Source organism: Psychrobacillus sp. NPDC096426 (assembly GCF_044762745.1).
In the GTDB taxonomy this organism is placed as follows: domain Bacteria; phylum Bacillota; class Bacilli; order Bacillales_A; family Planococcaceae; genus Psychrobacillus.
In genome coordinates this window covers 161817-174363 of the sequence record NZ_JBIWEX010000003.1, presented here as the reverse complement: position 1 = coordinate 174363, position 12547 = coordinate 161817, and the positions used below count along the sequence as shown (strand labels likewise).

At 36.4% G+C, this 12547-nt stretch carries 17 protein-coding genes; all 17 read left to right on the top strand.

Annotated features, from left to right (window positions below; genetic code table 11):
* The first annotated feature begins 3 nt into the window (after window positions 1-3).
* A complete protein-coding gene (gene fliI / locus ACIQYS_RS04250) occupies window positions 4-1326 on the top strand; it encodes a flagellar protein export ATPase FliI (protein WP_402975423.1) in 1323 nt (440 codons plus the stop codon).
* A 1-nt stretch (window position 1327) separates the two neighbouring features.
* Window positions 1328-1777 (top strand): flagellar export protein FliJ, encoded by a 450-nt coding sequence (fliJ, locus tag ACIQYS_RS04245; RefSeq protein WP_402975419.1) that lies wholly within the window; start codon window positions 1328-1330, stop codon window positions 1775-1777.
* A gap of 8 nt (window positions 1778-1785) precedes the next feature.
* Entirely contained in the window at window positions 1786-2385 is a 600-nt protein-coding gene (locus ACIQYS_RS04240) for a MotE family protein (RefSeq protein WP_402975415.1), read from the top strand.
* A gap of 30 nt (window positions 2386-2415) precedes the next feature.
* Window positions 2416-3657, top strand: coding sequence for a flagellar hook-length control protein FliK (locus ACIQYS_RS04235; RefSeq protein ID WP_402975412.1), 1242 nt, complete (start codon window positions 2416-2418; stop codon window positions 3655-3657).
* Between the two features lie 2 nt (window positions 3658-3659).
* The gene (gene flgD, locus ACIQYS_RS04230) at window positions 3660-4301 is read left to right on the top strand and encodes a flagellar hook assembly protein FlgD (protein ID WP_402975409.1); all 642 of its coding nucleotides are present in this window, start codon (window positions 3660-3662) and stop codon (window positions 4299-4301) included.
* 17 nt (window positions 4302-4318) lie between these two features.
* Window positions 4319-4699: a TIGR02530 family flagellar biosynthesis protein gene (locus ACIQYS_RS04225; RefSeq protein ID WP_402975406.1), complete on the top strand. Its 381-nt coding sequence runs from the start codon at window positions 4319-4321 to the stop codon at window positions 4697-4699.
* 81 nt (window positions 4700-4780) lie between these two features.
* Window positions 4781-5752 carry a flagellar basal body rod protein FlgG gene (flgG, locus tag ACIQYS_RS04220; protein WP_402975403.1) on the top strand — a complete coding sequence of 324 codons (972 nt, stop codon included), beginning with the start codon at window positions 4781-4783 and terminating at the stop codon, window positions 5750-5752.
* Between the two features lie 66 nt (window positions 5753-5818).
* Window positions 5819-6040 carry a flagellar FlbD family protein gene (locus ACIQYS_RS04215; RefSeq protein ID WP_402975399.1) on the top strand — a complete coding sequence of 74 codons (222 nt, stop codon included), beginning with the start codon at window positions 5819-5821 and terminating at the stop codon, window positions 6038-6040.
* A complete protein-coding gene (gene fliL, locus ACIQYS_RS04210) occupies window positions 6030-6461 on the top strand; it encodes a flagellar basal body-associated protein FliL (protein WP_402975396.1) in 432 nt (143 codons plus the stop codon). Before ACIQYS_RS04215 ends, fliL begins: the two co-directional genes overlap by 11 nt.
* 28 nt (window positions 6462-6489) lie before the next feature.
* Complete coding sequence (gene fliM / locus ACIQYS_RS04205) at window positions 6490-7488, top strand: flagellar motor switch protein FliM (RefSeq protein ID WP_402975393.1); 999 nt, start codon at window positions 6490-6492, stop codon at window positions 7486-7488.
* On the top strand, window positions 7481-8647 hold the full coding sequence (fliY, locus tag ACIQYS_RS04200) for a flagellar motor switch phosphatase FliY (RefSeq protein WP_402975584.1): 1167 nt from the start codon (window positions 7481-7483) through the stop codon (window positions 8645-8647). The genes fliM and fliY overlap by 8 nt, the downstream gene beginning before the upstream one ends.
* A gap of 19 nt (window positions 8648-8666) precedes the next feature.
* Entirely contained in the window at window positions 8667-9029 is a 363-nt protein-coding gene (locus ACIQYS_RS04195) for a response regulator (protein ID WP_402975390.1), read from the top strand.
* Entirely contained in the window at window positions 9001-9717 is a 717-nt protein-coding gene (locus ACIQYS_RS04190) for a flagellar biosynthetic protein FliO (protein ID WP_402975387.1), read from the top strand. Before ACIQYS_RS04195 ends, ACIQYS_RS04190 begins: the two co-directional genes overlap by 29 nt.
* The gene (gene fliP / locus ACIQYS_RS04185; protein WP_402975384.1) at window positions 9710-10375 is read left to right on the top strand and encodes a flagellar type III secretion system pore protein FliP; all 666 of its coding nucleotides are present in this window, start codon (window positions 9710-9712) and stop codon (window positions 10373-10375) included. The genes ACIQYS_RS04190 and fliP overlap by 8 nt, the downstream gene beginning before the upstream one ends.
* A 12-nt stretch (window positions 10376-10387) precedes the next feature.
* A complete protein-coding gene (fliQ, locus tag ACIQYS_RS04180) occupies window positions 10388-10657 on the top strand; it encodes a flagellar biosynthesis protein FliQ (RefSeq protein ID WP_402975381.1) in 270 nt (89 codons plus the stop codon).
* Between the two features lie 4 nt (window positions 10658-10661).
* Complete coding sequence (gene fliR, locus ACIQYS_RS04175) at window positions 10662-11438, top strand: flagellar biosynthetic protein FliR (RefSeq protein ID WP_402975378.1); 777 nt, start codon at window positions 10662-10664, stop codon at window positions 11436-11438.
* 1 nt (window position 11439) lies between these two features.
* Window positions 11440-12525, top strand: a complete 1086-nt coding sequence (flhB, locus tag ACIQYS_RS04170) for a flagellar biosynthesis protein FlhB (protein ID WP_402975375.1) — start codon at window positions 11440-11442, stop codon at window positions 12523-12525.
* Window positions 12526-12547: the final 22 nt, after the last annotated feature.

Genomic DNA, 12547 nt, shown 5'->3' with positions numbered 1-12547 from the left:
GTGATGAAAGCGGTCGATTTAGTTCAACAAATTTCCAATGTACCTACATTTAAAAAATATGGTCGTGTGAATCGTGTTGTTGGATTAATGATTGAATCTCAAGGTCCTGAAAGCTCGATAGGGGATGTTTGTAAAATCCATATAAATTCTTCCAAAAATGGTCATTCTGTTATTTTTGCTGAAGTGGTTGGTTTCAAAGAAGAAATAGTCATTTTAATGCCTTACACAAATATTCGAGAAATATCAACAGGTTGTTTGGTGGAAGGGACAAACAGTCCTTTAGAGATAAAAGTGGGTCCAGAATTAATAGGTAAAGTGCTCGATTCTATGGGCAATCCAATTGACGGAACCGTGCTGCCAAAAGGTTTGATGACGGTCGGTACAGAACAAGATCCACCCAATCCCCTTACTCGTCCACCAATTGATGAACGAATTGAAGTGGGAGTTAAAGCGATTGACGGTATGCTCACAATTGGAAAAGGACAAAGAGTTGGGATTTTTGCCGGATCTGGTGTTGGTAAAAGTACATTGCTTGGAATGATTGCAAGAAATACGAATGCCGATTTAAATGTGATTGCGCTTATCGGAGAACGTGGGAGAGAAGTGCGTGAATTTATCGAGCGAGATTTAGGGAAAGAAGGATTAGCAAGATCGATAGTTGTGGCAGCTACATCGGATTCTCCTGCTTTAATGCGGATAAAAGGTGCCTTTACTGCTACTGCGATTGCTGAATATTTCCGAGATAAAGGCTTGAATGTCATGCTAATGATGGACTCTGTTACTCGTGTTGCGATGGCTCAACGAGAAATTGGACTTGCAGTTGGGGAGCCACCTGCTACAAGAGGGTATACGCCTTCTGTGTTCTCTATTTTACCGAAACTACTAGAAAGAACTGGTACAAATGAACACGGGACTATTACCGCTTTTTATACCGTATTAGTAGACGGAGATGATATGAATGAACCGATTGCTGACACCGTCCGAGGTATTTTAGATGGACATATCGTACTTGACCGTTCTTTAGCAAACAAAGGACAGTATCCAGCGATTAATGTGTTAAAGAGTATTAGCCGATTGATGAATCATATATCGGATGAAAACCATAAAAAAGCGGCTGAACGATTGCGCGATTTATATTTTACGTATAACAAATCAGAGGATTTGATTAATATCGGTGCTTATAAACGAGGCACATCCAGAGAAATTGATGAAGCAATACAATATGAGCCTTTAATCACATCATTCTTAAAACAAGGCTATTTAGACAAAGTATCGCTTGCGTCGAGTGTGGATGAATTAGTGAAATTAGCGGGTGGTGGTTCGTAAAATGGTAGCCTATCAATATAAATTTGCAAAAGTGTTAAACATCCGGGAACAAGAAAAATCAGAAACGGAACTTGCGTATAAAGAATCGGTGCACATGTTTGAAAAAGTAGCTACCAAGTTATATGAGTTGTTAAAAAAGCAAGAAGACACAGTAGATGCGCAAAATAATCGATTAACTGCAGGATTATCCATTGACCAAGTCCATCATTATTCTAATTATATAGAAGGTTTACAAAAAAGAATTGATGTTGTTCAAAAAGAAGTAATACAAGCGCGTTCCAAAATGAACTGGTTTGAAGAAAAACTAGTGGAAAAATCATTGGAAGTACGAAAGTTTGAAAAGATGAAAGAAAAAGACTTTGAACAATTCAGGCAAGAACAACAGCGACTAGAAACGATACAGTTAGATGAAATATCTTCTTTAAAGTTTCAAAACAAAGAGATTAGGTGAGTAAAAGCATGGCTAACCGGAACAAATCGAATAAAAGCATTCCACAAGAGAAAAATAGCGCAAAAGGTATAAGCAAAATGAAAATGTTTTTTTATTGGTTTATCATTCCTTTGTTATTTGCTTTAGCTCTCCTACTAATTATTGCTCAAATATTGAACGTGAATGTTTTTGAAAAAGCAAAAGACTTAACCGGCGTCGGAAAAACGGAAGTAGTAACAGAAGATAAACAAACGAATCGACTTGAGGAACGAGTTGTTTCCCTACAAGCGGAAATCCAACAAAAAGAAGCAGAAATAAATCAATTACAAGTAAAGATCGAAAACTCTTCGAAATCAAATGAAGCACTTCTAGTGGAACAACAACGACTACTAGATGAAATAGAAACACTTCAAAGAGAACAAACGAGCACAAAACAAGCATACAGTGAAATCGTATCTACATTCGAGAAAATGTCTGCTAAAGCAGCAGCACCTGTTATTACGAAAATGAGTGACGCAGAAGCTTTACGTATACTAACTAGTTTAAAGCCAGATACAGTGGCGAAAATTTATGAAAAAATGACACCAGAAGATGCAGCAAAATATACAGAGCTTATGACAGAGCAATAAATATATTTAATAAAGAAGGGAGGTGAACTAGTGAATATAGCAGCAGTGGTAAACATGGGGAACAATATAGCGATTCAGCCAAAAGAACAGCAACAAATGCCACTTACCCAAAATAATCAAATATTCGGCAATGTATTTGGTCAAATACTATCCAATCAGCAAGCGATACAACCGGTTACACAAATGCCGAATGAAACGCAACAGAATTTGGTCCAAGATTTACTTTCTATATTAGATGCAGGATCATTGGAAGAAGTTGAAACTTTATTAGATTCAAAAGGAATAGCTGTTGATCCGAAAGAATTGAAAGAGTTACTTAGTAAGCTGCTAGGAGAAGAAATAGATCCTTCAGAAGAAATGACCGAATCCAATGTATGGGACTTACTAGCTGGCATTAACGAGCAAGCAAGTAAGCTGACAGATGCTATAGTTCTTGCTCTTAATGGAAAAGGGCCAGCATCACCAGTTGAAGCTAAGCAAGCTGTACAGTTATTAAAAGTTGCCCAATTAATAGGAAATAAATCAGATCTTACTTTAAAACAAGAGTCAACACTTTTTGACTTAAAGCAACTTCTTGAGGGAGTTAGAGAAAAAGCCACGAAGACGATGGAAAACGAAAGTCAAAAACCAGTCGTTATTCAAGCGTTAAAGCCAGTTGTTCATCAAGTGAACATTCAACAAGAGCAAAAACCAGTTGTTCAACAAATGATTGTAAAACAATTTTCAACACAAGTTCCAAATGAAACAATTGTTGAAACGAAAGAGGTAACATCAAATGTCCAAGGTCAGTCTTCAACAATTATTCAAACAAAAGTAGAAACAGTATCGATGACATTACCAACTGAAAAAACTGCACAATCTGAAGAATTTGTGAAAGAACTACAAAAAGTCATGAATCGTGTTCAGTTCGGTCAAACGAATGGGGCAAACAGATTAGTTATTAAACTATATCCGGAGCACCTAGGAACAATACGTATTGAATTAGTCCAAAAAGACGGGATCTTAACCGCGAAAATGTTGGCATCTACGGCACTTGGAAAAGAAATGTTAGATTCAAATTCGAATCATTTAAGGCAAAGCTTAGTTAGCCAAAATATCCAGCTAGATAAGCTGGAAATAATGCAAGCACTGCAAGATACAAATAGACAAGAAAGAAACCAATCTTTCCAAGAGTCATTTAGACAACAGCAACAACAGCAACAAAAACAAAGTGACGAGTCGTTTGAAGAACAATCTTCATTCGAAGAATTTTTAAAGGAAATGGAGGTTTAAAAATGGCAGATTTGAACCCAATTACAAGTAATATGTACTTGGCCAATCAAAAAAAAGTAGAAAAACAAACAGGGAACAGTCCACTTGGTAAAGATGCATTTTTAAAAATATTAATGACGCAATTACAAAACCAAGATCCAACAAACCCAATGAAAGACACCGAATTTATCGCACAAATGGCTCAATTCTCTTCATTAGAGCAAATGGCAAACTTAACGAAAGCATTCGAGAACTTTGCGGAAGTACAAGAACAAAGCCAAATGATTGAGTATAGTAGCTTCGTAGGAAAAGAAGTGAAATGGCATGAGTTAACAGAAAAATTAGATGAAGCTGGCAAGCCAATTACAAATGAAGGTACCGGACAAATAAGTGCGATTAAGTTTGTAAATGGCAAAGTAGAATTTACACTTGCGGACGGTAAAGTAATTTCACCAGGAAATATTTCCGAAGTATTATCAAGTGGGTCAAGTGCAAACAACTTAGTTGAAGCAAGTATGATGATTGGTAAAACAGTAGGCTATATGAACGGTGAAACAGAAGGAACCGGACAAGTTGTTTCGGTAACGAAAAAAGACGGTTCGATTGTATATAACTTAAGTGATAACACGACAATAAAAGCTGATCAAATCAATTCGATTAGTTAATAGAACGGAGATATGCAATGGACAACATGAAGATGAATCGGGTTCCGCTGCAACCAACAATCCGTCAACCCTATACGTCCAAACAAGTCACAACACCAAAACAATCGTTTTTACAGCATTTACATGATGCAACCGTAAATACAGAGTTGAAAGTTAGTAAACATGCTAATCAACGGTTAATTGATAGAAATATTCACATCTCAGAAGCAGAATGGCAACTGATTAATGACAAAGTAGCAGAAGCACGTTCAAAAGGTGTAAAAGACTCTTTAGTATTGATGGATCAAGCAGCATTAATCGTCAGTGCAAAAAATGCGACTGTGATTACTGCAATGGATCGCACGGAAGCAAAAGATCAATTATTTACGAATATCGACGGCACCATTGTGTTGAACTAATAAATAGCAGGACCTTTAAAAGGGTGCTATGTGCAGCGGACTGAATGAAGCTAGCACACAAATTGAAGGGAGAAAAATTAAATGATTCGCTCAATGTACTCAGGAATTTCAGGTTTAAAAAACTTTCAAACAAAACTAGATGTAATCGGGAATAATATTGCCAATGTTAATACGTATGGATTTAAAAAAGGGCGTACTATTTTTAAAGATTTGATTTCACAAACTACTGCCGGGGCATCAGCTGGAACGGATACTCGTGGTGGAGTCAATGCCAAACAAGTTGGATTAGGATCGCAGTTATCCGCTATTGATACAATTCACTCTGGAGGTTCTATGCAATCTACAGGGAACACTTTAGATTTGGCGATTTCTGGAGATGGATTCTTCATAGTAGGAGATGGGATTGATGTTTCTCCAGCAGGTGGTGGTGAGTTTACCAATCCGTTATACACAAGAGCCGGTAATTTTTACATGGATGGAAATGGCTACTTAATTAACTCTGACGGAAAATTTGTGGTTGGTGTAGCAGCTTCTGATTGGGACGGCGAACCTGATTCGGTTTCAGATGCTTATCCCAATGCATCAGATGTTACAAGTGCAGGTGAAACTGGAAACCTAGCGGGGGAAGATGCTGAAGGGATTTCAGATTATACTGTTCCGACTTCAGAAGGTGAGTACACTCCAATCCGAATTCCAACAAATGCGCAAAGCATGAGCATTGGACAAGATGGAACTGTTACATTTGTTGATGCTGAAGGCACACTAAAATGGGCTGGTCAATTAGTACTTGCGAAATTTCCTAATCCAGGTGGACTTACAAAAGCCGGTTCAAACTATTTTCAAGCATCTCCTAACTCTGGGAATCCGTTAAACCAAGTGGCAACAAAAGAGGGTATGGGATCTGTAAACTCCGGATTCCTAGAAATGTCAAACGTTGACCTTTCAGAGGAATTCACAGACATGATCGTTGCACAACGTGGGTTCCAAGCAAACACACGTATCATTACAACATCTGACTCCATTTTAGAAGAGCTAATAAACTTAAAACGTTAATCTATTAAACTACTAAATTTGTAAAGGAGGGTTGGGCCGCTCCTTCGTGGCCCGGCCCTTATATAAATGATTAACTTAACAAGATTAAACGGCAAAGAGTTTTCGTTGAATGCTCTATACATAGAGACGGTGGAAGCTTTTCCGGATACAACGATAACACTTACAAACGGTCATAAATATGTTGCGTTGGAATCAAGAGAAGAAGTACACGCTCAAATTGCTCGATTTTACAAGGAAATACATATACTTGCGAACCCCCATATAAGAGGTGAAGAAATTGAAGAGTAAAAACAAACTGCTAACGATTATGCTAATCATTTTAGTTTCCATTACTTTAGTAGGTGTCATCGCTTTGCTAATTATTTTTCAACTAAACAAAGGTGATGAAGAAACAGGACCAACTATTGACGAAATCGTTGAATCATCGGTGGATATACCAGAAATTACAACCAATCTTGCAGGTAACAAATTCATTCGTATTTCATTGAAAGTGCAAATGGATAGTCCAGAAGCTGCAGAAGAACTATTGAAACGTGATTTCCAAGTAAAAAATATAGTCATTACGGAGCTTTCTGAGATGACCCCAGCGGATTTAGAAGGAAAGCAAGGAAAAACAGTGTTTCAAGCAGCTTTAAAAACGAAAATTGATGAGTTAATGGATGAAGGAGAAGTACAGCAAGTTTATATTACTTCTTATATCATTCAGTAAAGCAATACTTTGAATGGAGGTGGGCAGATTGGCAGGAGATATATTATCTCAATCGGAAATAGATGCGTTGTTAAGTGCTCTTTCAACAGGCGAAATGACAGCAGATGAGATGAAAAGTGAACAGGAAGCTAGAAAAGTTAGAGTGTATGACTTTAAGCGAGCACTTCGTTTCTCCAAAGATCAAATTCGTAGTTTAACGCGAATTCATGAAAATTTTGCTCGTTTATTAACAACCTTTTTTTCTGCCCAATTAAGATCGTACGTGCAAATTTCTGTCGTATCCGTGGATCAAATTCCGTTCGAAGAATTTATTCGTTCGGTACCACATATGACGCTGATCAATGTGTTTGAAGTTCCCCCATTAGAAGGAAATATTTTAATGGAGATTAATCCAAATATCGCCTACACGATGTTAGATTTACTAATGGGTGGTCGAGGAGAAACACATACAAAGGCAGATAACTTAACAGAGATTGAAACAAAAATTATGACGAATTTATTTGAACGTTCGTTTGATAATCTCAGAGAAGCTTGGGCTAATATTGCGGATATTGATCCGATACTTACGGAGCTTGAAGTCAATCCGCAATTTTTACAAATGATTTCTCCAAACGAAACTGTAGTTGTTATATCTTTTAATACGATTATTGGAGAAACAAGTGGAATGATTAATATTTGTATACCACATGTCGTTTTAGAACCAATTGTACCAAACTTATCGGTGCGTTATTGGATGCAAACGAATAAAAAAGAAGTATCTCCGGAGCAGCTAAAAGTACTTGAAAAACGAGTAAAATCAGCTGAGCTACCAATAGTAGCGGAAATAGGCACCACGGATATTTCCATTGAAGACATGTTGTATTTGCAATTAGGAGATGTTATCCAGTTGAATACTAAAATAGACGAGCCATTAACAGTTAAAGTTGGGAGCATTCCTAAGTTCAAAGCACAACCAGGGAAACTAAAAAAACGAATGGCTGTACAAGTCATCGAAACATTGAAAGGAGGAGAGGATGATGATGAGTGATGATATGCTCTCCCAAGATGAAATTGAGGCTCTCCTAAGAGGAACAACATTAGAGGAAGAAAAAAATAATCAAGACACTGAAGTAATAAAAGTAGAAGATTATTTAGATGATTTTGCACGAGATACACTCGGAGAGATTGGAAATATTTCTTTTGGTAGCTCTGCTACTGCATTATCAGCTCTTTTAGGTCAGAAGGTAGAAATAACAACTCCACATATTAGCATGATTAATCGATCCAAACTAAAAGAGGAATTCCCACATCCATATGTAGCTGTACAAGTGCAATATACAGCTGGACTCATTGGGATGAATCTTCTCGTGATAAAACAATCAGATGCTACGATTATTGCAGATTTAATGCTTGGTGGAGATGGAATTGATCCAAAACCAGAGCTTAGTGAAATCCAATTAAGTGCAGTGCAAGAAGCGATGAACCAAATGATGGGCTCTGCGGCAACTTCCATGTCAACTGTATTTAATAAGAAAGTAGATATTTCTCCACCGTCTATCGATTTGATGAATTTATTAGCAGATGAAGGTACGGAGACCATTCCAAACGATGAAATGCTAATAAAAGTGTCGTTCCGCTTAAAAATTGGCGAATTAATCGATTCGAATATTATGCAACTACTTCCACTTGAATTTGGCTTAAATTTAGTTAAATCGCTAATGGGAGAAGATGGTGAGCAAGAAGCTGCTGCAACGATTATGGAAGAAAGAGTGGAAGTAACTCCGACTCAAACACAAGCTCATTCGGCGCCGGTACAACAAGTGCAGGAACCAATTCAAGCGCAAGCACCAATGCAATTTAGTCAACCGCGCCAAGTCGCGCCACAGGTAGAAGTACAGCAAGCACAATTTGCTAGTTTTGATGCACCTAGTCTATCACAAAATGAATCGAGAAATTTAAATTTACTACTTGATATACCGCTACAAGTAACAGTAGAATTAGGTCGTACAAAAAGAACAGTGAAGGACATACTGGAACTAACAAGTGGTTCTATTATTGAACTGGATAAATTAGCTGGGGAACCGGTTGATATTTTAGTGAATAATAGACATATTGCTAAAGGGGAAGTCGTTGTAATCGATGAAAACTTCGGAGTTCGAATTACCGATATTCTAAGCCAAGCAGATCGTATTAACAATTTAAGATAAGTACTGGAGGAGACATACTATGTCGAAAAGAATTTTGATAGTGGACGATGCAGCATTTATGCGCATGATGATTAAAGATATTTTAACTAAAAACGGGTTTGAAGTTGTTGGAGAAGCTGGGGACGGGGTACAAGCTATCGAGAAATATGCAGAACTAAAACCAGATTTAGTAACAATGGATATTACAATGCCTGAAATGGATGGAATTGCTGCATTAAAAGAAATTAAAGCAAAAGATCCAAATGCGATTATTATTATGTGTTCAGCTATGGGCCAACAAGCAATGGTCATTGATGCTATTCAAGCAGGTGCAAAAGATTTTATCGTGAAACCATTCCAAGCGGACCGAGTAATTGAAGCAATTTCTAAAGCAATCGGGTAATACAATGATAAGGAAGTTCACACTCGTTTTTTGTATCATCTCTACTTTATTTTTACTATTCAATAGTAATGTATATGCCGCAATAGATTCGAATGAAAGTATTGAAGAATACTTTAACAAGACAAAGAACGATAATTTAGAAGAACAACCTGCTCCTAAAGAAGAACAAGAAGTACAGAAAGAAAACAAAACAGATCCTGTGTCTGTTACTATTTGGGACTACGTCAAAATGATTTTCGCTTTACTATTCGTTGTGTTATTACTTTACGGTCTATTACGGTTCGTCAATAGTAGAAATAAAACGTTCCAACATAATCAGCTAATACAAAACTTAGGTGGAGTTGGCGTTAGTCAAGGTAAATCTGTTCAATTATTACAAGTTGGGAATTCTCTCTTTTTAGTAGGTATTGGGGAAGATATTACTTTATTAAAAGAGATTGAGGACCCGGAAGAAATAGAGAAACTAACGAAAATATATGAAGAAAAACATGATATTGGAAAAACAGTTCCTTACATAACAGAACTAGTTCAACGTTTTAAAGGAAATGTAGCTTCTAAATCGAAAAGTAATGAGAAAAAAGATCCATCATTTAACGAAACGTTCCAAAAAAAGTTGCGAGAAATAAAAAAAGACCGTAGTGATGTATTAGAGGATTGGAAGACAAAGGAGCGCGAAAAAAATGAATGATTTTGTCCAGTTCTTTTCGGACAGTGATCCGTCAAATGTCTCTACTTCAATCAAGTTAATGCTATTGCTAACGGTTTTATCTTTGGCACCAAGCATTTTAATATTAATGACGAGCTTTGCTCGAATCGTTATTATTCTTTCCTTTGTACGGACGGCGCTTGCTACACAGCAAATGCCTCCGAACCAGGTTATTGTTGGTCTGGCGTTATTTTTGACGTTTTTCATCATGGCGCCTACATTCCAACAAGTGAATGAAGAGGCCCTAACACCTCTATTCAATGAAGAAATAACATTAGAACAAGCGTATGAGAATGCAAGTGGACCATTTAAAGAATTTATGAGCAAGCATACGAGACAAAAAGATTTAGAGTTATTTTTACGTTATACAGAAGCAGAAAGACCAGAAACGATTGATGATATTCCGCTAACCGTGATGGTGCCTGCATTTGCATTAAGTGAAATTAAAACTGCTTTTCAAATTGGATTTATGATTTTTATTCCTTTTTTAGTAATTGATATGATTGTAGCCAGTATATTAATGTCGATGGGTATGATGATGTTACCACCAGTAATGATATCTTTACCATTTAAAATATTATTATTTGTTTTAGTAGATGGTTGGTACTTAGTCATGAAATCCATTTTACAAAGTTTTTAGGAGCTGATAGTAATGAATAGTGAAATGGTTATTTCGATTGCAGAACAAGCTATTTGGGTCATTCTTCTTACATCAGGTCCTCTTCTTTTAGTCGCTTTAATAACTGGTCTTGCAGTAAGTATTTTTCAAGCGACAACGCAAATTCAAGAACAAACATTAGCATTTGTTCCTAAAATTATTGCTGTACTAGTTGCGATTATTTTTTTTGGACCGTGGATGTTATCTCATGTGACATCGTATGCATCGGATATCTTTGAGAATTTAATACGATACATTGGTTGATGGCATGGAAGAAATTTTACCAAAATTAACTGTTCTCTTACTTGTTATTGCAAGGGTTTCTGCTTTTTTCGTCACGTTACCACTTTTTTCGCATCGAACGATACCGGCAACACATCGAGTTGCATTTGCAGTCGTGCTGTCGTGGATGATGTATTACACGATGGATGTAGAACCATTTGAAGTGAATGGGGACTACTTATTATTAATCGTGAAAGAAGTAATGGTTGGCTTATTTATCGGATTACTTGCTTATATCATTATGTCCGCAGTACAAATTGCTGGAGGGTTTATCGACTTTCAGATGGGATTTGCGATAGCGAATGTAATTGATCCGCAAACGGGAGCACAAAGCCCTTTAATTGGTCAATTTTTAAATACGTTAGCACTTCTGTTATTACTTGCTTTAAATGGTCATCATTTATTGTTAGACGGTATTTTTTATAGCTATCAATTTATCCCGATGGAGCTTGCATGGCCCGCTTTTGGACAAGAAAATTATGTAGAGTTTATTATGAAAACATTTGCCGGTATTTTTGCGGTAGCATTTCAAATGTCTATCCCAATTGTGGCAACACTTTTTTTAGTAGATATTGCATTAGGAATTACAGCTAGAACAGTTCCTCAGCTAAATATCTTCGTTGTAGGTTTTCCTATTAAAATAGGTGTTAGTTTTTTAGTATTATTTGTAATGTTGGGTGTATTAATGAAAGTTATTCAAAAAATGTTTGAAATCATGGTCGTAAGTATGCGAGATTTAATGATAATTTTAGGTGGTGGCTAATATGTTCAAACTCCGATTAGACTTACAGTTTTTCGCTGGAGAAAAAACAGAAAAAGCGACACCGAAAAAAAGACAAGATTCACGTAAAAAAGGACAAGTGTTAAAAAGTCAAGATGTAACTAGTGCAATTGTACTATTATCCGTTTTCCTATTCTTATTTTTCTTTTCAGGTTATTTACGAACAGAAATATTTTCTTTCTTTGATGTTCCATTTACAAAATATATGCTAATTGAAACATTGACAATTGATACATCCATTGAAATTTATAAAGAGTTTCTAATGAAAATGGCTAAAGTTTTGTTGCCAATCATGTTAGTAGCTGTAGTAGCCGCGATCGCTGCAAACTTTTTTCAATTTGGTTTACTTTTTACAACGGAGCCTCTTAAGTTTGATTTGAAAAAGATTGATCCAATTAAAGGGTTAAAGCGTATTTTTTCACTAAAAGCAATTATCGAGCTATTGAAATCTATTTTAAAAATTTCATTTATTGGATCGGTCACAACACTTATTTTATGGATGAATCTAGAACAAGTGCTGTCTTTGTCTTTTAAAACAGCTTGGGATACGCTATCGACTGTTGGATGGTTGACTGGCATGATGGGAATAGCTGCATCTTTTGTATTGTTATTTATTTCTGTTTTAGATTTCTTTTATCAGCGATTTGACTATGAAAAAAACTTGAAAATGTCGAAACAAGACATTAAAGATGAACATAAAAACTCAGATGGAGATCCGATTATTAAATCTCGTATAAGACAGAGACAAAGGGAAATGGCAATGCGTCGGATGATGCAAGAAATTCCTACGGCAGATGTGGTCATCACAAACCCAACTCACTTTGCTATTGCACTTAAATACGACGATGAGTCAATGGATGCTCCAATAGTTGTTGCTAAAGGTGCGGATTTTATCGCCCAAAAAATTAAGCTCATTGCAAAAGAAAATGATGTTGTGATGGTTGAAAATCGCCCACTTGCCAGAGCTATGTTTGATCAAGTGGAAATCGGTCAACGTATTCCAGATGAATTTTTCAAGGCAGTAGCCGAAGTGTTAGCTTATGTATATCGAATTAAACAAAAAATTTAAAGGCAAAGATTGAGGTGGAAGT